At 63.4% G+C, this 18,782-nt stretch carries 21 protein-coding genes; 7 read left to right on the forward strand and 14 right to left on the reverse strand.

Annotation, left to right across the window (positions count from 1 at the left end; genetic code table 11):
- Window positions 1-38: 38 nt before the first annotated feature.
- From ACN8M7_RS14300 to ACN8M7_RS14320, 5 genes are all read right to left on the reverse strand, one after another.
- The gene (locus tag ACN8M7_RS14300; RefSeq protein ID WP_490261179.1) at window positions 39-1,106 is read right to left on the reverse strand and encodes a DUF2167 domain-containing protein; all 1,068 of its coding nucleotides are present in this window, start codon (window positions 1,104-1,106) and stop codon (window positions 39-41) included.
- Window positions 1,107-1,320: 214 nt separating this feature from the next.
- Window positions 1,321-1,845, reverse strand: coding sequence for a DUF2937 family protein (locus ACN8M7_RS14305; protein WP_490261180.1), 525 nt, complete (start codon window positions 1,843-1,845; stop codon window positions 1,321-1,323).
- 3 nt (window positions 1,846-1,848) lie between these two features.
- Complete coding sequence (locus ACN8M7_RS14310) at window positions 1,849-2,622, reverse strand: class II glutamine amidotransferase (RefSeq protein WP_061239834.1); 774 nt, start codon at window positions 2,620-2,622, stop codon at window positions 1,849-1,851.
- A gap of 4 nt (window positions 2,623-2,626) precedes the next feature.
- Entirely contained in the window at window positions 2,627-3,073 is a 447-nt protein-coding gene (locus ACN8M7_RS14315) for an HIT family protein (RefSeq protein WP_490261181.1), read from the reverse strand.
- Window positions 3,074-3,136: 63 nt separating this feature from the next.
- Window positions 3,137-3,610, reverse strand: a complete 474-nt coding sequence (locus ACN8M7_RS14320) for a hypothetical protein (protein WP_061239840.1) — start codon at window positions 3,608-3,610, stop codon at window positions 3,137-3,139.
- A gap of 105 nt (window positions 3,611-3,715) precedes the next feature.
- Here ACN8M7_RS14320 and ACN8M7_RS14325 point away from each other — a divergent pair, with 105 nt between their 5' ends.
- Complete coding sequence (locus ACN8M7_RS14325; protein WP_490261182.1) at window positions 3,716-5,746, forward strand: S9 family peptidase; 2,031 nt, start codon at window positions 3,716-3,718, stop codon at window positions 5,744-5,746.
- A 105-nt stretch (window positions 5,747-5,851) separates the two neighbouring features.
- Here the strand turns inward: ACN8M7_RS14325 and ACN8M7_RS14330 are convergent, their stop codons facing one another.
- On the reverse strand, window positions 5,852-6,166 hold the full coding sequence (locus ACN8M7_RS14330; protein ID WP_490261183.1) for a hypothetical protein: 315 nt from the start codon (window positions 6,164-6,166) through the stop codon (window positions 5,852-5,854).
- 84 nt (window positions 6,167-6,250) lie between these two features.
- Between ACN8M7_RS14330 and ACN8M7_RS14335 the strand changes: the two genes are divergently transcribed.
- Window positions 6,251-6,589, forward strand: coding sequence for a YajD family HNH nuclease (locus tag ACN8M7_RS14335; RefSeq protein WP_061239852.1), 339 nt, complete (start codon window positions 6,251-6,253; stop codon window positions 6,587-6,589).
- Between the two features lie 44 nt (window positions 6,590-6,633).
- A complete protein-coding gene (locus tag ACN8M7_RS14340; RefSeq protein WP_037002491.1) occupies window positions 6,634-7,104 on the forward strand; it encodes an RNA methyltransferase in 471 nt (156 codons plus the stop codon).
- A 32-nt stretch (window positions 7,105-7,136) separates the two neighbouring features.
- Here ACN8M7_RS14340 and ACN8M7_RS14345 read toward each other — a convergent pair whose 3' ends face one another.
- The 5 genes from ACN8M7_RS14345 to rnd all read right to left on the reverse strand — a co-directional run bounded on the left by ACN8M7_RS14345 (window position 7,137) and on the right by rnd (window position 11,357).
- On the reverse strand, window positions 7,137-8,363 hold the full coding sequence (locus ACN8M7_RS14345) for a hypothetical protein (RefSeq protein WP_490261184.1): 1,227 nt from the start codon (window positions 8,361-8,363) through the stop codon (window positions 7,137-7,139).
- A gap of 101 nt (window positions 8,364-8,464) precedes the next feature.
- On the reverse strand, window positions 8,465-8,914 hold the full coding sequence (locus ACN8M7_RS14350; RefSeq protein WP_061239857.1) for a YcgN family cysteine cluster protein: 450 nt from the start codon (window positions 8,912-8,914) through the stop codon (window positions 8,465-8,467).
- An 83-nt stretch (window positions 8,915-8,997) separates the two neighbouring features.
- Window positions 8,998-9,930 (reverse strand): D-2-hydroxyacid dehydrogenase, encoded by a 933-nt coding sequence (locus ACN8M7_RS14355; RefSeq protein ID WP_490261185.1) that lies wholly within the window; start codon window positions 9,928-9,930, stop codon window positions 8,998-9,000.
- 3 nt (window positions 9,931-9,933) lie between these two features.
- Window positions 9,934-10,227: a YcgL domain-containing protein gene (locus tag ACN8M7_RS14360; RefSeq protein ID WP_061239862.1), complete on the reverse strand. Its 294-nt coding sequence runs from the start codon at window positions 10,225-10,227 to the stop codon at window positions 9,934-9,936.
- The gene (rnd, locus tag ACN8M7_RS14365; protein WP_490261186.1) at window positions 10,224-11,357 is read right to left on the reverse strand and encodes a ribonuclease D; all 1,134 of its coding nucleotides are present in this window, start codon (window positions 11,355-11,357) and stop codon (window positions 10,224-10,226) included. The genes ACN8M7_RS14360 and rnd overlap by 4 nt, the downstream gene beginning before the upstream one ends.
- A gap of 131 nt (window positions 11,358-11,488) precedes the next feature.
- Between rnd and ACN8M7_RS14370 the strand changes: the two genes are divergently transcribed.
- Window positions 11,489-12,550 carry an SMP-30/gluconolactonase/LRE family protein gene (locus ACN8M7_RS14370; RefSeq protein ID WP_156458599.1) on the forward strand — a complete coding sequence of 354 codons (1,062 nt, stop codon included), beginning with the start codon at window positions 11,489-11,491 and terminating at the stop codon, window positions 12,548-12,550.
- Between the two features lie 41 nt (window positions 12,551-12,591).
- On the opposite strand, the gene ACN8M7_RS14375 is transcribed toward ACN8M7_RS14370, so the two are convergent.
- Entirely contained in the window at window positions 12,592-13,272 is a 681-nt protein-coding gene (locus ACN8M7_RS14375) for a spermidine synthase (RefSeq protein WP_061239871.1), read from the reverse strand.
- Window positions 13,273-13,400: 128 nt separating this feature from the next.
- Window positions 13,401-14,738 (reverse strand): NADP-specific glutamate dehydrogenase, encoded by a 1,338-nt coding sequence (gdhA, locus tag ACN8M7_RS14380; protein WP_490261187.1) that lies wholly within the window; start codon window positions 14,736-14,738, stop codon window positions 13,401-13,403.
- 355 nt (window positions 14,739-15,093) lie between these two features.
- Between gdhA and ACN8M7_RS14385 the strand changes: the two genes are divergently transcribed.
- The 3 genes from ACN8M7_RS14385 to ACN8M7_RS14395 all read left to right on the forward strand — a co-directional run bounded on the left by ACN8M7_RS14385 (window position 15,094) and on the right by ACN8M7_RS14395 (window position 18,140).
- Window positions 15,094-15,948: a sulfurtransferase gene (locus tag ACN8M7_RS14385; protein ID WP_490261188.1), complete on the forward strand. Its 855-nt coding sequence runs from the start codon at window positions 15,094-15,096 to the stop codon at window positions 15,946-15,948.
- A 286-nt stretch (window positions 15,949-16,234) separates the two neighbouring features.
- Window positions 16,235-16,714, forward strand: coding sequence for a hypothetical protein (locus ACN8M7_RS14390; protein ID WP_061239878.1), 480 nt, complete (start codon window positions 16,235-16,237; stop codon window positions 16,712-16,714).
- Window positions 16,715-16,865: 151 nt separating this feature from the next.
- Window positions 16,866-18,140 carry an OmpP1/FadL family transporter gene (locus ACN8M7_RS14395; protein WP_490261189.1) on the forward strand — a complete coding sequence of 425 codons (1,275 nt, stop codon included), beginning with the start codon at window positions 16,866-16,868 and terminating at the stop codon, window positions 18,138-18,140.
- A 45-nt stretch (window positions 18,141-18,185) separates the two neighbouring features.
- Here the strand turns inward: ACN8M7_RS14395 and ACN8M7_RS14400 are convergent, their stop codons facing one another.
- Entirely contained in the window at window positions 18,186-18,737 is a 552-nt protein-coding gene (locus ACN8M7_RS14400; RefSeq protein WP_061239883.1) for a glutathione peroxidase, read from the reverse strand.
- Between the last annotated feature and the right edge of the window lie 45 nt (window positions 18,738-18,782).

Raw genomic sequence — 18,782 nt, forward strand, 5'->3', positions numbered from 1 at the left:
GAGTTTCCCCGGATTGCATCCGGGCTACGCGTACAAACTCAACGTTTGTCGGCGTCGTCCGGCTTGTTCAGATCCATCACCGTCTGCGCTGGCGTCTGCAGTGGTTCTTCCGACTTGCTCTCGGCAGCCGCTGCTACGGGCGCGGCCGGAGCACTGACTTCTTCGCTCACGTCTTCCTTCTTACGCATGCCCAGGCGCTTGCCCAGCCAGCCGAACAGCAGCACCGGGACGATCCAGAACTTCTTCAACAGCACCAGCAGCATGGCCAGCAGACCGGTCTTGGCGGCCACTTTGCCGGCCACCAGCGCGCCCAGGCCGTAGGCCGCCACGGTGTCCAGATCCGGGTTGAACTCGGCATAGCGCTGGCCCGGGTTGAACTCGGTCGCCGCCAGCACGGCCGGCACGTTGGCTTCGATTTCTGCCAGTTGATCCATATTGGCGACGAAGTTCAGCACCAGCACGCCCTTACGGCCCAGCACGCGGATGTTGTAGTTCAGGGTGTTGGCCTCGCTGTCGCCGAACTTCAGCTCCTTGGCCCAGTACAGTTTCTTGCCTTGCGCATCGTAGTGCGGCTCTGCAGCCCAGCCGACCAGTTGCACGGCCTCATAGCCGTTCTCTTCACGCCAGGTGTTGGCCTCGCGCATATCGGACTGCATGTCCTTGAGCATGTCGCTGTAGTCGATGTCGGCCGCGTCCTCATCGGACACGTAGCCGCTGTCTTCATACTCGACGGTCACACCCCAGGATTCGTCGGCCAGCGGCGATACGCCGGCGGGCAGGATCATGCCCAGCGGAGGAACGTCATCCGGCGGGTTGCCCCAGCCGTCGACCAGCAGGCGCTGGGCATTCTCACCATCGAGAAAGACCAGCGAATCGGGCAGATTGAGGGTGGCCAGATCATTGCCCAGGACCACGCGGCCGCTCTGGAACTGCAGGCTGGCAACGAATTCTTCAGGGCTTATGTACTGCGCCGACTCGTCGCTCTCGCTGACTTCCTCGCTGACCGCAGCGCTGTCAGGCTCGGTCTCGGGGTTGGCGTATGCAGCACAGGTGAATGGCAGGACAGCAGCCAGCGCGGCTGCCAGGATCGAATCCTTGATCGACATGGAAACTCCAATGACACGAGAGAGGGATAAATGTAACGCCGTATTACATTATCACGAGCGGCCTCGTACCCAGGCGAACCAGTGCTCTTTTTTGTGGCCTGCCATCCCTGGCGGCCACCCTTCGGGCTCGCGCGAAAAAACGCTCCCGCGTTTTTTTGTGGCCTGCCCATCCGTGCGGCCACCTCGGCTTAGGCAAAACCGACGATCATCCTATTCAGCGCCAGTGGCGTTGCTGGGCACGCGTGGTCCGCCCTGCCCCGAACATCAAGCCGAACATGAGTACCAGCAACTCAGCCAACCAGGCCAACAGCAAGGCGCTGATCACGCCCCAGAGAATTGCATTCGGGGTGAACAGCACCTGGTATCGGTAAGCCTGCAGGGTTTCCTCGAACAGCTCGTGATCCGCTGCGGTCGCCAGGTGCCAGGCCTGGGTGTACCAGGGCCCCTGCATGGCCTGCCATTCGCGCTCGAGCAAGGCCGAGCGCTGCACCAGGTGCCCGACGCTCGCGGCATCGCTGCGCATCACCGGGTCGTCGCTGACACGGTAGTGCGCCACCAGCGCGTCCATATCGCCCTTGAAGAACTTCTGCGCGGTTTCCTGAAAACCCTTGAGACTCTGCTGCGACTCCAGGCGATGAGCCTCGACGCGCTTGGCGTAGTCATCGATGAAACCCGGCACCTGTACGCCGAGCAACAGGCCGAAAGCGAACAGTGTCAGACGCAGGTAACTTCTAAGCATGGGTCAGGCCTTGCCGTGAGTGATGCATTCGCCGCGGCGCCACAGGCGCCATTCGCCGGGCTGGTACAGCGCCCATTGTTCGTTATCGGTCAAAGGTTCGGTAGCGATCACCGTCACCACGTCGTTGGGCGTGGTTTCTGACTGGAAATCCACCTTCAGGTCGGCATCGCGTAGTTGCGCGGGGCCGAACGGCGCGCGCCGGGTGATATGCGCCAGCTTGGTCGAACAGAAGCTGAACAGCCAGTCGCCGTCGCTGAGCAGGCAGTTGAACACGCCGAGCTGACGGTAGCTGGAACAGGCCGCCACCAGCACCGGCAGGAGCATTTCCACCGATACCGGCTCGGGAAAGGCGCGGCGCACGCGGTTGAGCAGGTCGCAGAACGCCGCTTCGCTGTCGGTCTCGCCTATCGGCCGATAGAAGCTGCGGGAGCCTTCCAGACCGGTCAGCTGGCCGTTATGTGCGAAGCACCAGTTACGCCCCCACAGCTCGCGACTGAACGGATGAGTGTTGGCCAGACAGACCTTGCCGACGTTGGCCTGACGGATATGGCCGATCACCACTTCGCTCTTGATCGGGTAGCGCTGTACCAGCTGCGCCACCTCGGATTCGCTGCTCGCCCGCGGGTCCTGGAACAGACGCAGGCCGCGCCCCTCATAGAAACCGATGCCCCAGCCATCGCGATGCGGACCGGTACGGCCACCGCGCTGCATCAGTCCGGTGAAACTGAACACGATGTCTGTGGGTACATTGGCGCTCATGCCGAGCAATTCGCACATCGAATCAATTCTCCTTGCCGAGAGTCAGGCGCAAACGATCGGCTTCATCTTGCAGACGCGCTTCGATTCGCTTGCGGCCCATTGGCAGAAAACGCACCAGCAATCGCCAGAGCAGCGCCGGCAGGTCACCCGGCCGGCGCGGAATCAGGTGTAGATGAAAATGAGGCAGGTGCTGATTGGCATCCGGGCCATCGTTGATCAGCAGGTTGATGCCGTTCTCACCAAAGCCCGCCTCGCGCAGCGCTGCAGCGATACGCTCGGACAGTGCCAGCAGGCGCTCACGCGCCGAAGCCGGCAAATCATGCAGAAATGGCGCATGCAGGCGGCTGACGATCAACACATGGGCCGGACGCATCGGAAAGATATCCAGCAGCACGATGAAATCATCGTCCTCGAACAGGCGATGAGCGGGTAGCCGTTGCTCGGCAATGGCACAGAACACGCAATCCATCGAGCCTCCCTTGCACAAGGCCATCATGCTGAACGCACGGGCCAGCAGGCGCAAGGGGGCAAATCAGATACGCGGCTCCATACGGCCGCTGCGATCATGCCCGTAGTCGCGGATCGGCAGTTCGTCGTCTTCTTCCATACGCTCGCGCAGCGTGCGCGGGTCTTCGTCGGGCTCGACTGCGTGCTCCTGCTTGCGGCCCTTCCACCAACGCTCGATGGGCCAGCGCACGGCGACGAACAGCAGATAGACGGCCAGCGCGATCAGGCTGTAGAGCGCCAGATCGGCGACCGCGCGCCAGGCGTTGTTGCCGACCTTGAGCAATACGTCCATGGCAGTGATCGCCAGCGCCGGCGCGAACAGCTCGCGCGTCGGATCGACGATGGTCGGGCTGAACAGCAGCACGGCCACCAGCACGGCGAGCGGCTCGCGCAGGTAGCGCCACATCCAGCTGGTCAGGCGCATCCACACCAACAGGCAACCCAGGGCAGCAATCCCGTAGGCCGCCCAGGCCAGGAGGTAGTCGTTTTCATTCATCATAAGCAGGCGCCGGCGTGGCAGGTCTGGCAAAGGGGCGCTTATGATAGCGGCTTTTGCCCGATGCGGCGCCCCTGCCGTCGCCCTCTCGTTCTCTGGAGCCATGCCATGCCCTCTGCCCCCATCGCCCGCCAGGAAGCCGGAAAAGATCCCTATCGCTGGCTGGAAAACCGCGATAGCGATGAGGTTCTGGCCCATCTGCAGGCAGAGAACGCCTACCTGGAGGGCGTTCTGCAACCGCAGCAAGCGCTACGCGAGCAGTTGTTCGAAGAGATCAAGGGGCGCATTCGCGAGACCGACCTGTCGCTGCCCACGCCCTGGGGGGATTACCTCTACTACCAGCGCACCACGGCCGGCGACGAATACCCGCGCCACTATCGCTGCCGGCGCCCGGCCGATGGTTCGCTGGTGGTCGATGCGGCCAGCGAAGTGCTACTGCTCGACCCCAACGCACTGGCTGGCGGCGGCTTTCTTTCCGTCGGCGCCTTCAGCATCAGTCCTGACCAGCAGCGCCTGGCCTACAGCCTCGATAGCAGTGGCGACGAAATCTACCGCCTGTTCGTCAAGGAACTGGACAGCGGTGAGATCAGCGAACTGCCGTTCGACGACTGCGACGGCAGCATGACCTGGGCAAACGACAGCCAAACGCTGTTCTTCACCGAACTGGATGAAACCCATCGCCCCTACAAACTGCATCGCCACCGCCTGGGCGACGCCGCTGCCGAGGTCGTGTTCGAGGAGGTCGATGGCCGTTTCTTCCTGCACTGCTACCGTTCCAGCTCCGAGCGCCAGCTGATCCTGCAACTGGGCAGCAAGACCACCAGCGAGGCCTGGGTACTCGACGCGCAGCAGCCGCAGGGCGAATTCAGCTGCCTGGCAACGCGTGAGGAAGGCCATGAGTACGATGTCGATCACGGCATGCTCGACGGTCAGTGGTGCTGGCTGATCCGCAGCAACCAGAGCGGCATCAACTTCGCGCTGTACCGCGCCACCGAGCAGCAGGCGCAACGCCCACACTGGCAGCAGATTCGCGCTCACGACCCGCAAGTGATGCTCGAAGGCGCCACGCTGAACCAGCACGCCCTCACCCTTGCCCTGCGTGAAGGCGGCCTGCCGATCCTCGAAGTGCAGCCGCAGGGCCTGGCGCCCTACCGCGTGCAACTGCCGGATGCAGCCTACAGCCTCTACGTGCAGGACAGCCTGGAATTCCACAGCCCGGTGATCCGCCTGCGCTACGAAGCGCTGAACCGTCCCGCGCAAGTGCGCCAGCTGGAACTGGCCACGGGCACGCAGCAGGTCCTCAAGCAGACGCCGGTGGAAGGCCCGTTCGATGCCGATGCCTACGAGAGCCGCCGCCTCTGGGCCAGCGCTGCCGACGGGACGCAGATACCGATCAGCCTGGTGGCGCGCCGCGAGGTATTCGCCGCCGGCAAGCCGGCGCCGCTCTATCTCTATGGTTATGGCGCCTACGGCGAGAGCCTCGACCCCTGGTTTTCCCATGCCCGCCTGAGCCTGCTGGAACGCGGTTTCGTCTTCGCCATTGCCCACGTACGCGGCGGCGGCGAGATGGGTGAAGCCTGGTACCGTGCCGGCAAGCTGGAGCACAAACAGAACACCTTCGACGATTTCATCGCCTGCGCCGAGTGCCTGATCGCCGAGGGCCTGACCACCGCCTCGCAACTGGCGATCAGCGGCGGCAGTGCCGGCGGCCTGCTGATCGGCGCCGTACTCAATCAACGCCCCGAGCTGTTCGCAGCAGCCATCGCCGAGGTGCCTTTCGTCGACGTCCTCAACACCATGCTCAACCCCGACCTGCCGCTGACCGTGACCGAGTACGACGAATGGGGCGACCCGAATCAGCCCGAGGTATTCGAGCGCATCAAGGCCTATGCGCCTTACGAAAACGTGCGCGCCCAGGCCTATCCAGCGATCCTTGCTGTCGCCGGTTACAACGACAGTCGGGTGCAGTATTGGGAGGCGGCGAAGTGGGTGGCCAAGTTGCGCCGCGACAGGAGCGACGACAACCTGCTGCTGCTCAAGACCGACCTCGACGCCGGCCACGGTGGCATGAGTGGGCGTTATCAGGGCATCAAGGATGTGGCGCTGGAGTACGCGTTCATCTTGCGTGTGCTCGCATAACGTATCCGTAGGAGCGGCTGGGCGGCATTCCGCTTTAGCCGCGATATTTGGGGGAATCGCGGCTGAAACGGAATGCCGCCCAACCGCTCCGACAAGAACCGATGATCAGTCCTGCTTGCGCTGCCCGTCCAGCCCCTGGCTGTTACGGCGCAGTTGCTCATCGAGTTGCGGAATCGGCTGATCGCCAGTGGATTTTGGTGCAGTCCCGGGGAGCGTCTGTCCCTGGGGCGGCGGCAAGAGGGGCGCCGATCCCTGGCGCTTGATCGTATTGGGCGTGGAAGGCTGACCGTAAGGCTGTGGGGTCGCAGTGCCCGGCGCACCCGCGCCAGGGGCAGACGGCATGCGCGGCGGTTCCTGAGCCCAGGCCAGGCCGCCAAGGCCGGAGGCCAGAATCATCACGGCGAACAGTGGGAAGCGCATGACAGTTCTCCTGTGCAGCTGGCTTTCGTTCTATTCTGGCAACATATCCAGCCAAGCGTTCACCTCTCGATAACAGGTTCTGCCATGAGCACCAACAACCGTTACTACCTGTCCGCCCAGGCCGAAGAAGGCTACCGGCAGAAAGCACTGAAAATGTACCCCCACGTCTGTGGCCGCTGCGCCCGCGAATTCTCTGGCAAGCGCCTGAGCGAGCTGACCGTGCATCACCGCGACCACAACCACCACAACAACCCGGCCGATGGTTCCAACTGGGAATTGCTGTGCCTGTTCTGTCACGACAACGAACATTCGCGCTACACCGATCAGCAGTACTTCGCCGAAGGCTCCACCGCCAGCCCGCAGTCCGCCAAATCGACCTACAAGGCCTTTGGCGATCTGGCCAGCCTGCTGAAAAAGGACTAGCAGGCAGTGAGCACCGTATAATCGGCGCTTTTGCGAGTACCACCGTGGCCAACAAGAGATACGCCTGCATCGGCCTGTTCAATCCGAAGTCGCCGGAAAATGTCGGCTCCATCATGCGCGCGGCAGGCTGCTATGGCGTCAGTTCGGTGTTCTACACCGGAACCCGCTACGACCGCGCCAAGGATTTCATCACCGACACCAAGAAGGTTCACCAGGATATCCCGCTGATCAACATCGACGATCTGCGCAAGATCCTGCCGCTGGGCTGCACGCCGGTCGCGGTTGAGCTGGTCGATGATGCCCGCGCCCTGCCCGCCTATACCCACCCCGACCGGGCGCTGTACATCTTCGGCCCGGAGGACGGCTCCCTGCAGCAGGAGATTCTCGACTGGTGTGGCGCTGAAGTGGTGTACATCCCCACACAGGGCTGCATGAACCTGGCTGCCACGGTCAATGTGGTGCTCTACGACCGCCTGGCCAAGGGCAACAACACCCGCTCCGGCCCCTTGTTCTGACTCGAACCAGACAGGGGCCAGAGCGGTGACGCTCAACGCAGCAAACGCGTATCCAGCGTCTTCGACGGGCCACCGATGACGTTCTCGGTGATGTCGATGAAGTCCTTGGTGCTGACCTTGTCCAGGCGCATCAGCCCACGGGTGACGTCATCGAGCGACAGGTTGCCCTTGTCCTTGGTCTTCTGCCGGATCTCCCGATCCAGCTCCTGCAACAGCAGCACGGCACGCGCCGTCACCGGGCCACTGGCGTTGTCGGTGCGCAGGCTGTTGACCGGCTTGCTCCAGCGAATCAGCTGTTCGCGGATCTTCTGATAGCGATCCTCGCTGATGCCGCCGGCACGGCGCACCAGCTCGATGGCGTAGTACTCGGCCAGGCCTTCGGCGATCCAGTCGCTGCGCTCACGGCCATAGATGCGGCCGAACACGTGCACCAGTTCGTGCACCAGAGAACTGGTGCCGTTTTCGCTGACCAGCGGGCGGTCGGCATGCATGAAGTAGGAATTGGCCGCCGACAGGCCGCCGCGCCACATCGGGTCGCCAGCGCCAACGATCAGCAGCTTGTCCGGATCGCGCGGGAACACCTGCTGAATCTGCGGCCAGACGAAGGTCAGGAAGGTCATGATGTCCATGCGCCGCACGCCCTCGCCAATCGGCGCGGAGATAGCGACTTCGGTGTCACCCAGGCGCGTGCGACGAGTGCCGAGCTTGCCGGCGAGCATCCAGCCGGTCGGGCGGTCGAACTTGCGCTCCGGGTTGTCGATACGGAAACGATTCTTGCCGATGCGCGGCCAGCCGGTCTCCACGCTCTTCCAGCCCTTGGGCAGATCGAACTGCAGGCGCGCCACCAGATCGGTCTTGTCCTTCTGATCGAGCTTGGCCGCCGGCACCAGGTCGTCACCACGAAACAGCGCCCAGTCCTGGGTCATCCTGGCATCGTAGCGCCCCGGCTTGCGCTGGTGGTCGATCAGCACACGGTAGCTCAGCACGCTCTTGCCCTCACCCGGCTGCCACTTGCCGCGCCCGGCCTGCTCCTGCGACCACTGGCCGTCGGCCTTGAAGTCGCTGAAACGGCCATCTTCACCGAGGTTGAAGTCGAGGCTGCGCACGCGCTCGCCCTCCTCCAGGGTGATGCTGACCTCAGCCTGGTTGCTCTCCGGCAGAAAGCGTATGCGGTAATCCAGATCGACCTTATGCGTGGCAGCGAAGGCCGGCAGACTCAGAAGCAGCAATGACGAGTACAACGGCAAGCGAAGGGACATCGAGCGAAACTCCTGATGCGGAACGTGGCGGCATATGACAGCTGCGCCACAGGGCAAATTCCATGGACAGGCAGCAGATTTGCCACGAAGCCGCGCGGCAATCAACCCGCGCGGAAAATCAGATGATCTTCCCAGTCGTCTTCGGCCACGCTGTTCTCACTGAGCATACGTCCTGATTGGGAAATACGCTCGGCATGCACCGCATCCGGGTCGCCGCAGACCAGGTGATGCCAGTGCGGCAGGTCCTTGCCCTCGCTGACCAGACGATAGCCGCAGGTCGGCGGCAACCACTGGAACTGATCGGCCTGCGCTGGTGTGAGCTGAATGCAGTCGGGCACATGCTTGACCCGGTTGGGGTAGTCGCTGCAACGGCAGGTTTGCAGGTCCAGCAGCTTGCAGGCGATGCGCGTGTAGTAGACCGCGCCGTCGTCTTCGTCTTCGAGTTTCTGCAGGCAGCACAGACCGCAGCCGTCGCACAGCGACTCCCACTCGCGCTGATCGAGCTGGGCAAGCGTCTTGCGTTTCCAGAAGGGTTGGAGGTCGGCAGCCATGGCAGCAGTATGGGGCTCGGGCGCAAAGCGCAGCAGTCTAGCGTGGGCAGCACACCGGGCCAAGTTGCGCTGGCCCGACGCCATCAGTAACCGCGGGCGAAATCCACCTCGCCGCGTAACGGCGCGCCAGCTTGCCAGCGCGCCAGGTTTTCGATGAACAGCTCGCTCATCAGCAGCGGGTCGGTGGGCGCCGAGCTGTGACCGGTGAGCAACAACCGGGGCGCCGTCCAGAATGCATGCCCAGGCGGCAGAGGCTCTTCACGGCACACGTCGATGACGGCGGCGGCCAGCTGGTTCTGCTCCAGCGCGGCCACCAGGTCGGCGTCGACCACGGCAACGCCGCGACCGGCATTGATCAGCACGGCCTGCGGGCGCAGGCGGGCGAACAGCCGGGCATCGTACAGATCGCGCGTGGCCTGCGTGTCCGGCAGCAGGTTGACCACGTAATCGGCCCAGGCGACCAGATGCGGCAGCTGATCCATGGCCGCAACCTCGACAAAAGGCGCCTGCTCACGAGCCTGACTGGCAATGCCGCGCAGCTCCAAGCCAAAGGGCTGGAGAAAATCGGCCACGGCCTGGCCGATATCGCCGCAACCGACCACCAGCACGCGGCGCCCGCGCAGGCTGCGCGGCAGGCTGTGATCCCAATGCTGCTCGACCTGAGCCGCCAGACGGGCGAACAGGCGCCGCTCATGGGTCAGCAGGTGAGCCAGCACGTATTCGGCCATCACCTGTCCGAAGATGCCAACCGCGCGGGTCAGGCGGTAATCGCGCGGCAGGTCTGCCGCCAGCAACGGCGTGATACCGGCCCAGGTCGATTGCAACCACTGCGGGCGCGCCCCTTCGCGCAGCAAGGGCGCGAGCAGATCGGGCTGGCCCAGCCACAGCTCGCAGTCGCCGGCCAGCGCACGCAGCTGTTCGAGCTGCGCACCGACCACCACTTGCAGTTCGGGGCAGGCGCTACGGATACGCTCGGAATAGCGCGCGTGGTCATGTTCGGCGATCAGCAGGCGCATCGGTCACACCGGATCGTTACGGCGCAGCAGTTCGTCGGGCAGGTGCTCGATGTACTCCTCCTCGGGCGGCGGCATCTGCAGGTGATAACCCTGCTTCTCGAGGTTCTCCAGCACCTGGGCGATGTCCTCGCGGGCCAGCTGACGTTCGGGACTGAGCACCAGATCGAAGGCATGCGCAGGCGGACCGAAGACGCTGAGCAGCCCTTCGGGTACGCGCGCCAGGGCTTCGGCCTTGAGCACGTAGAGGTACATCTCGTTCTTGCGCGGACTCTTGTAGATGGAACAGATGCGTTTCACGCGGATTCTCCTTCGGCGGCCAGACAATCCAACAGAGCCTGGCCCATCAGCTCCCGGCGCCAGCCGCGCAGGGATTCAGGCAATTGGTACGGCCCCTTGGGGAAGCCGGTTTTCAGCAAGGCTTCCAGGGTCTTCTTGCGCAACATCAGCTCGGGCACGATATCCAGGCGCTCGCCCTCGCGCTGACCGACGGCGCGCAGTTTCTTCAGCAGCGCCGAGGCTTCCACCGGCAACGGCTCGGGCAGGGCTTCGGGCCACTGTTCGGGCGGCAATACGGCCGCCTCACGAATCAGCTCCAGCAGCGTCTCACCGTCCTGACGCACGGTTTTCGGGTGCATGTCCTCGATGCGCGCCAATGCCACCAGGTTATCCGGCTGGGTGCGCGCCAGCGGCCACAGCGAATGTTCGCGCAGCACGCGATTGCGTGGCTGGTTGCGCGCCCGCGCCTCACGCTCGCGCCAGGCGCACAGCGCGCGCAGCACAGCCTGCTGCTGACGCGACAGCTTCCATGCCAGCTTGGCCTCGCGCCAGGCATCTTCAGGCGCGACTTCACGGTTCAGATTGGCCACCAGTTCGGCACCGTCCTGCTGGATCCATTCGACCTTCTGTGGCGCCAGGCGCGCGGTCAGAGCGCGATACACCTCGACCAGGTGCAGGACGTCCTCGGCGGCGTAGCGCACCTGCAGGTCGGACAACGGCCGCTGCAGCCAATCGGAGCGGGTCTCGCCCTTGGGCAGTTCGATGTCGAGCAGCGCCTGCACCAGGCGCGAATAGCCCATGGAGAAACCGAGATTGAGGTAACCCGCGGCCAGTTGCGTATCGAACAGCGGCGCCGGCAGGCTGCCTGTCAGGCGCAGGAAGACCTCCAGGTCTTCACTGCACGAATGCAGCACCTTGACCACGCCTGGCGCTTCGAGCAATGCGGCGAACGGCTGCCAGTCGCTGATGCGCAGCGGGTCAATCAGGTAGGCGCCGTCGCCGCCGCTGACCTGCAACAACCCGGCGATGGGATAGAAGGTGTCGACGCGCATGAACTCGGTGTCCAGCGCGACGAAGGGCAGCGCCTGCCAGGCAGCGCAATGCTCGGCCAGGCTGGCGTCGTCGAGAATCCAGTGAATGTCGTTAGCCACGCGGCTCTCCCGTCTTGAATGCCGCGCAGTATATATGCCCAGGCCATCGCACGGGGCGGCAGCCTGCCGCCGATCAGCGGAACTGTGTAATCTGTGCCGCGCGCCACCTCCGACACGGAAGAACAACAATGCTGAAGAAACTGCTTGCCCTGCTCGTCATGCTGCTGGCCGCAGCGGCCAGTTACCTGGCCCTGAGCCCCAGCCCGATCGATCCACTGCCCTGGGACGCCGCGCCCGCGCCGGCGCTGACGGGCGTGCTGGAGCCCAACGACACGCTGATGAAGGCCGAGCTGCTGGCCCGCGGCCAGGTCCATGGCCCGGAAGACACTGCAGTCGACAGCCAGGGCCGGGTCTATGCCGGCCTGCATGACGGGCGCATCGTGCGCGTGCTGCACGACGACAGCCTGGAAACCTTCGCCGATACCGGCGGCCGCCCGCTGGGCATGGACTTCGACGCCAGTGGCAACCTGATCGTCGCCGATGCCTACAAGGGCCTGCTCAGCATCGACCCGCAGGGCACCATCAAGGTGCTGACCACCGAGGCTGATGGCCTGCGCTTCGCCTTCACCGATGATCTGGACATCGCCAGCGACGGCACCATCTACTTCAGCGACGCCTCCTCGCGCTTCGAACAACCGGACTACCTGCTCGACCTGCTCGAGGCTCGCCCTCACGGGCGCCTGCTCAGCTATGATCCGGCAAGCGGCGAGACCCACGTTTTGCTCAATGATCTGTACTTCGCCAACGGCGTGGCGCTGTCGGCGAACGAGGACTTCGTACTGGTCAACGAGACCTATCGCTATCGCATCACCCGTTACTGGCTCAAGGGCGACAAGGCCGGCCAGCACGACATCTTCATCGACAACCTGCCTGGCCTGCCGGACAACCTGCAAGGCGACCGCAAGGGCACCTTCTGGGTCGCCCTGCCGAGCCCTCGCAAGGCCGATGCCGATTTCCTCCACCGCCACCCCTGGCTCAAGTCGCAACTGGCCAAGCTGCCGCGCGCCCTGTGGCCGAAGGCGATCCCCTATGGCTTCGCCATCGCCCTCAACGAGCAAGGCGAGATCGTCCGCAGCCTGCATGACACCAGCGGCACGCACCTGCGCATGATCACCTCGGTCAAGCCGGTGGGCGACTACCTGTATTTCGGCAGCCTGGATAACGACCGAATCGGCAAACTGCAGATTCACTGAGCCAGCAAGCGGCCCGGGTCATTCTGGCCTGGGCTGCCGGCTCAGACCTTCTGGGCGATCCAAATGGTGTGCCGCGTGCCCCGATTGCCGTGGGCATAGACCTGCACCGCCTCCCCCTTGAATCCGGCCTTGCGTACTTTCTCGGAAAAGGCGCGGTCGGCGCTCGACGACCACACCGCCAACATCCCCTTGGGCCGCAGCGCTTTGGCGCACTGGCGCAGGCCGTCCATGCTGTACAGCCAGTCATTACCCTTCTGCGTCAGGCCTTCGGGGCCGTTGTCGACATCCAGCATGATCGCGTCATAGCGCTGCTCGGCTGCCTGCAGCACCTTGGCGACGTCCTCCTGGATAATCAGCGTGCGCGGGTCGCTCAGGGGATGGCCCGACTTCGCACCCAGTGGGCCACGATTCCACTCGACCACGCCTGGCACCAGCTCGGCCACCGCAACCTCGGCATCGGCACCCAGGTGCTGCAGCGCTGACGCCAGGGTAAACCCCATGCCCAGGCCGCCGATCAATACCCGCACCTGTGGCCGACTCGCGATCTGCTTGCAGGGAATTGCGGCCAGGGCATCTTCCGAGCCGTGCATGCGCGTGTTCATCAGTTGCCCGCCATCACCGCCAGCAATCTTGATGACAAAGTCGTCACCGTACTCGAACAGATTGAGCGCGCCATCCGTACCGGGGATTGCAGCGGTGTCGAGCAAGACGAAACGTTTCATGCAGACCAAGACCTATGTAGCGAGCGACGGGGCGGGCAGCATGCCTGAATCACGCACGCAACACAGCCCCGCCAGAAACGACGAGGCCCCGCGTTATCACGCGGGGCCCCGAGTCTACTGCGATAGGCTCAGACCACGCCTTGCGCCAGCATGGCATCGGCGACCTTGACGAAGCCGGCGATGTTGGCGCCCTTGACGTAGTTGATGCGGCCATTCTCCTCACCATGGTGGACGCAAGCATGGTGGATGTTCTGCATGATGCCATGCAGGCGTTCATCCACTTCACCGGCGCTCCAGTGCAGGCGCATGGCGTTCTGGCTCATTTCCAGACCGCTGGTGGCCACGCCACCGGCGTTGGAGGCCTTGCCCGGCGCGTAGCAGATGCCGGCTTCGACGAACAGGTCCACCGCCTCCAGGGTCGAGGGCATGTTGGCGCCCTCGGCCACGCAGATGCAGCCGCTCTTCAGCAGCGCACGGGCATCCTCACCGTCCAGCTCGTTCTGCGTTGCGCACGGCAGCGCGATATCGCACGGCAGGCTCCAGGGCCGCTGCCCCGCCAGGAACTGCAGACCATAGTGCTCGGCCATCTCGCGCAGGCGGCCGCGACGCAAGTTCTTCAGGTCCATCAGATAATGCCATTGCTCAGCGCTCAGGCCGCCCTCGGCATACAGCGTGCCCTCGGAATCGGACAGCGAGATGACCCGGCCACCCAGATCCATGACCTTCTGCGCAGCGAACTGAGCAACGTTGCCAGAACCGGAGATGGCCACGCGCTTGTCCTCGAAGCCCTGGCCGACGCACTTGAGCATTTCCTGGGCGAAGTACACGCAGCCGTAACCGGTGGCCTCCGGGCGAATCAGGCTGCCGCCGTAGCTCAGCCCTTTGCCGGTCAGGACCGAGGTGAACTGGTTGGACAGCCGCTTGTACTGGCCGAACAGGTAGCCGATCTCACGGCCGCCGACACCGATGTCACCGGCCGGCACGTCCAGATCAGCACCGATATGACGATACAACTCGCTCATGAACGACTGGCAGAAACGCATCACCTCGCCTTCGCTCTTGCCCTTGGGATCGAAGTCCGCCCCCCCTTTACCGCCGCCCATGGGCAGCGAAGTCAGGGAGTTCTTGAACACCTGTTCGAAGGCGAGAAACTTGAGCACACCCAGGTTCACCGACGGGTGGAAACGCAGACCGCCCTTGTACGGGCCGATGGCACTGCTCATCTGAATGCGGTAGCCGCGGTTGACCTGCACCTGACCACGATCATCGACCCAAGGCACGCGAAACAGAATGGCCCGCTCCGGCTCGACCATACGCTCGAGAATGCCGGCATCGCGGTAACGCGGGTTGGCTTCAAGGAAGGGCCACAGGCTGCGTACCACCTCTTCCACCGCCTGGTGGAACTCGGGCTGGTCGGGGTCGCGCTGCTTCAGGCGTGACAGGAAAGAATCGACGGACAACGACATGCGGCACCTCGACACCACAAAAACAAAGTGGCCGGCACTCTATCAGGCAGCAAAGCACCAAAACAGATCAAAATGTCGCCTTGATGAAACTTTTCAGTGCATTAATCCAAAAACAGCTGATAAAGCCCGTTATAGACGCATCGCAACGGCATAAATTCGCACCAAAATTAACCAGAAACGCACCTTTATTTATCAGACCCATGTCTGGCGCTCAGCAGAAGGGAGTACGGCAAGGCTCGCGCTTGGCCAAGCGAGGCTTCGATCCCGCCGTGACGAAGCGCCTCCCTCGCGAAAGATCACTCGGCTGACAAGGCGCTATGATGCGAGCAAACCTTGCTACGACACAGGAGGCACCATGCCACTCGCTCAACTGATCAGCACGGAACAACTTCAACAACGTCTAGGCCAGAACGACCTGCTGGTACTGGACTGCCGCTTCGCCCTCGAAGACCCGGCGTATGGACGCCGCAGCTACCTCGATGGGCATATCCCGGGCGCGCACTTTCTCGACCTGGACCAGGACCTGTCCGCTCCGGTGGTCAAAGGCGTCACCGGTCGCCACCCGTTACCGGACCCGAGCGCACTGATCGAACGCCTGCGCAGCTGTGGTCTGCGCGCAGACAGCCAGGTGGTGCTGTATGACGACGGTCCCGGCGCCTTCGCAGCTCGCGCCTGGTGGCTGCTGATCTGGCTGGGCAAGCGCGATGGCCTGTACCTGCTCGATGGTGGCCTGAAAGCCTGGCGTGAATCCGGCCAGGAACTGACCACCACCCCACCGAGCAACCCACCCGGTGACTTTGCTGCGCAACCCGACAGCAGCCTGGTGCTGACGACCGAACAACTGGCCCAGCGCCTGGGCAACCCGGCCATGACCTTGCTCGATGCACGGGCTCTGCCACGCTTTCGCGGCGAGGTCGAACCACTCGACCCGGTCGCCGGACACATTCCCGGTGCCCAGTGCGCCGTGTTCACCGACAACCTGGGGGCCAACGGCCGCTTCCTGTCAGCACAAGCGCTACGCCAGCGCTTCGACACACTGCGCGGTGAGCGGCCGCTGGAAAACCTGGTGGCCTATTGCGGCTCCGGCGTCACCGCCTGCCACAATCTGTTCGCCATGAGCCTTGCCGGCTATCCGCTGGCGCCGCTCTATGCCGGCTCCTGGAGCGAATGGATCACCGACCCCTCACGTCCAACTGCCACCGGTGATTGACCGGTGGCTCTAAGCACCAATCGAAATATGGGCAATAACTCAAATCCGGAATCAATTTAAAAACAGCCCTTTACGATTGAAATATCGCACTAGACTTGAAAATGAGCGGCTAACCCCGCTCCCGGTGGAGCCTTTATCGAAGAATCCAGACCGTTGAAAGCCGTTGGCCAAGGATTGCCAGCGCACGGCTACATGGACACAGGAAGCCAAAGCCGAGCTAGTTTTTCATCGGTCTGCAACAGCTGCTACGCGCCCGGCATCCACCGGCACCCTCCGCGAGGATGCCATGGGAATTGCCGCCTGCGATCTCAGCCAACATGTGATCCGCCCTACCCTGCTCTATCTCGAACGTCATAGCGCCACGGCCGAAGCACTGCTCCTGGGCGCGGCGGCCTGCCAGTCAGCACTGGGCAGTGCACTGGACACACCACAGGGCCATGGCCTGTATCGCATCAGCGAGCAGCGCCACCAAATACTCTGGGACCGGCACCTGGCCTTGGACCCGGAACTTGCCAGCCGCGTGCGCGGCCTGGCCAGCCAGCATGCCTTTCTCGAAGCCCCGCACCTGGAACTGACGGTCAACCTGCGCTACGCCACGGCCATAGCCTGGCTGTTGATCGAGCGCGAGAACCTGGAGCTGCCAGCGGCCGACGATCTGCTGGCCATGGGCCAAATATGGTGCAAGGTTTTTCAACCGCAGGCACGCCAACACGATTTTCTCGACGCCTGGCAGCGCTGCATCGAAACCGCCAGCCAGGTTGCCTGACCGAATCGTCAGAAAATGACGCCTGAAAGATACGCACATAACCAGACTCATTGTCCGACAATACGCTGTTTTTTCTGGAACTTAACTGCCTTGGCAGGGGTCAGGAAAAACTGTAGCGTGCGCCCCCCGCCTCACCACAGGAGCTTCCCCCGTGAGCAAACGTCTTCTCAAGACCGGTCTTGCCGTCGCCATCACCGCCACCTCGAGCCATGGTTTCGCCAGCGGCTTCGCCATCAACGAGCAGAGCATTTCGGGTATGGGTACTTCGTTCGCCGGGCGCTCATCGTCCGCCGACGATGCCAGCACCGTGTTCGGCAACCCGGCCGGCATGGCCCGCCTCAAGCGTGATGAAATCTATGCGGGTGCTGCCGTCATTCATGCCAAGACCGACATCAGCCACGCCAGTGCCAATGTCGGCGCCCTGGCACTATCGGGTAGCAACGATGGCGACATGGTGCCGACCACAGGCGTGCCCATGGGCTATTACGTCAAACCGCTGGACGACAAGGTCGCCTTCGGTCTGGGTATCTACGTTCCTTTCGGCCTGATGACCGACTACGAGAGCAACTTCCAGGGGCGCTATCACGCCAACAAGAGCTACGTGCGCGTAATCACCATCCAGCCGACCCTGAGCTACCGCTTCAATGACAAGCTGTCGGTCGGTTTCGGCCCCACCTTCAACCATATCGAAGGCGAACTCAGCTCCTCGGTACTCAACCCGCTGAGCCCTGGCAGCAACGATGGCCAGGTGAGGGTCAAGGGTGACGATACCGCTGTCGGTTTCAACGTCGGCATGCTCTATGAGTTCACCCCCAACACTCGCGCAGGCGTGACCTACCATTCGCGGGTGAAATACGAGCTGGAAGGCGATACCCGTGTTTCCGGTAGTGGCGCTCTGGCTGGCGTGGCCGGCAAGTATGACGCCAATCTGGACCTGACCACGCCAGAGTCGGTGGACATGTCGATCACCCACGACCTGACCGATGCGCTGACGCTGCATGTCGGTAGCACCTGGACCCGCTGGAGCCGCTTCAAGGAAATCCGCGTGGAGAACGACTCAGCGACGCTGCCAGCCAACCTCTCCACCATCGTCGAGGAACAGAACTGGCACGACACCTGGGCGCATGCGGTCGGCCTGTCCTACCAGGTCAACCCGCAATGGACGCTGCGTACCGGTATCGCCGTCGATCAGTCGCCGACCAACAACGTCGACCGCTCTCCGCGCGTGCCCTCCGGTGACCGCACCATCTTCAGCGTCGGCGCTGGCTGGAGCCCGACCCAGGACATGACCATCGACGTCGCCTACTCCTACCTGCAGGAAGAGTCAGTGGACGTGAACCACGCCAGCGATACCCGTGGCACCTACCGCGCACGCTACAAGAACAGCGCACACGGCCTCGGCGCCTCGCTCAGCTACCGCTTCTGATCGACCTAGCCCAAGCGGCCACGGACGGCCGCACGCCCCCGTCGATCAGGGCTGCGAAGCGATAGCCTGCTCCACCGCGGCGATCAGCTCCGGATCGTCCGGCTTGGTCAGGCTGGAGAAACTGGCCACCACCTTGCCCTGGCGGTCGACCACGTACTTGAAGAAGTTCCAGCGCGGTGGCCGGCTCTGCTCGGCAAGGCCCTTGAACAACGCAATTGCATTGGCACCCGAGACTGGCTGCGGCTCGGTCATGGTGAAGGTCACGCCATAGTTGACGTAGCAGACAGCGGCCGTTTCCTTGCTGTCAGCGGACTCCTGGCGAAAATCATCGGATGGCACGCCCAGCACTTCCAGGCCCTGATCCTTGTATCGCTGGTACAGCGCTTCGAGCCCTTTGAATTGCGGCGTGAAACCGCAGAAGCTGGCCGTATTGACCACCACCAGCGGCTTGCCGGCGTACTGGCAGAGGTCGACGCTGCTGTCCTTGCTGCGCAGTTTGGGCAGCTCGCCTTGAAGCATGGCCGGACATTCGGCAGCCAGCACCGGCAGAGCCAGGCTGAACAGCAACAAGGAGCAGGCAAGACGGTGAAGAGACATGGCAGTGACCTCAGGCGAGAGCGCGATCTCACCACGCTACTCGCA

The organism is Pseudomonas spartinae, from assembly GCF_965197125.1.
GTDB classification, from domain to species: Bacteria; Pseudomonadota; Gammaproteobacteria; order Pseudomonadales; family Pseudomonadaceae; genus Aquipseudomonas; species Aquipseudomonas composti_A.

Excerpts from the sequence above, each read along its gene's own strand:
- gdhA (WP_490261187.1), bottom strand. The coding sequence starts at position 14,738 with ATGTCGTTGTCCGTCGATTCTTTCCTGTCACGCCTGAAGCAGCGCGAC.
- ACN8M7_RS14345 (WP_490261184.1), bottom strand. The coding sequence starts at position 8,363 with ATGTCCCTTCGCTTGCCGTTGTACTCGTCATTGCTGCTTCTGAGTCTG.
- ACN8M7_RS14330 (WP_490261183.1), bottom strand. The coding sequence starts at position 6,166 with ATGCGCTTCCCACTGTTCGCCGTGATGATTCTGGCCTCCGGCCTTGGC.
- ACN8M7_RS14375 (WP_061239871.1), bottom strand. The coding sequence starts at position 13,272 with ATGAAACGTTTCGTCTTGCTCGACACCGCTGCAATCCCCGGTACGGAT.
- ACN8M7_RS14400 (WP_061239883.1), bottom strand. The coding sequence starts at position 18,737 with ATGTCTCTTCACCGTCTTGCCTGCTCCTTGTTGCTGTTCAGCCTGGCT.
- ACN8M7_RS14390 (WP_061239878.1), top strand. The coding sequence starts at position 16,235 with ATGGGAATTGCCGCCTGCGATCTCAGCCAACATGTGATCCGCCCTACC.
- ACN8M7_RS14335 (WP_061239852.1), top strand. The coding sequence starts at position 6,251 with ATGAGCACCAACAACCGTTACTACCTGTCCGCCCAGGCCGAAGAAGGC.
- ACN8M7_RS14325 (WP_490261182.1), top strand. The coding sequence starts at position 3,716 with ATGCCCTCTGCCCCCATCGCCCGCCAGGAAGCCGGAAAAGATCCCTAT.
- ACN8M7_RS14315 (WP_490261181.1), bottom strand. The coding sequence starts at position 3,073 with ATGGATTGCGTGTTCTGTGCCATTGCCGAGCAACGGCTACCCGCTCAT.
- ACN8M7_RS14385 (WP_490261188.1), top strand. The coding sequence starts at position 15,094 with ATGCCACTCGCTCAACTGATCAGCACGGAACAACTTCAACAACGTCTA.
- ACN8M7_RS14310 (WP_061239834.1), bottom strand. The coding sequence starts at position 2,622 with ATGTGCGAATTGCTCGGCATGAGCGCCAATGTACCCACAGACATCGTG.
- ACN8M7_RS14350 (WP_061239857.1), bottom strand. The coding sequence starts at position 8,914 with ATGGCTGCCGACCTCCAACCCTTCTGGAAACGCAAGACGCTTGCCCAG.
- ACN8M7_RS14320 (WP_061239840.1), bottom strand. The coding sequence starts at position 3,610 with ATGATGAATGAAAACGACTACCTCCTGGCCTGGGCGGCCTACGGGATT.
- ACN8M7_RS14355 (WP_490261185.1), bottom strand. The coding sequence starts at position 9,930 with ATGCGCCTGCTGATCGCCGAACATGACCACGCGCGCTATTCCGAGCGT.
- ACN8M7_RS14300 (WP_490261179.1), bottom strand. The coding sequence starts at position 1,106 with ATGTCGATCAAGGATTCGATCCTGGCAGCCGCGCTGGCTGCTGTCCTG.
- ACN8M7_RS14305 (WP_490261180.1), bottom strand. The coding sequence starts at position 1,845 with ATGCTTAGAAGTTACCTGCGTCTGACACTGTTCGCTTTCGGCCTGTTG.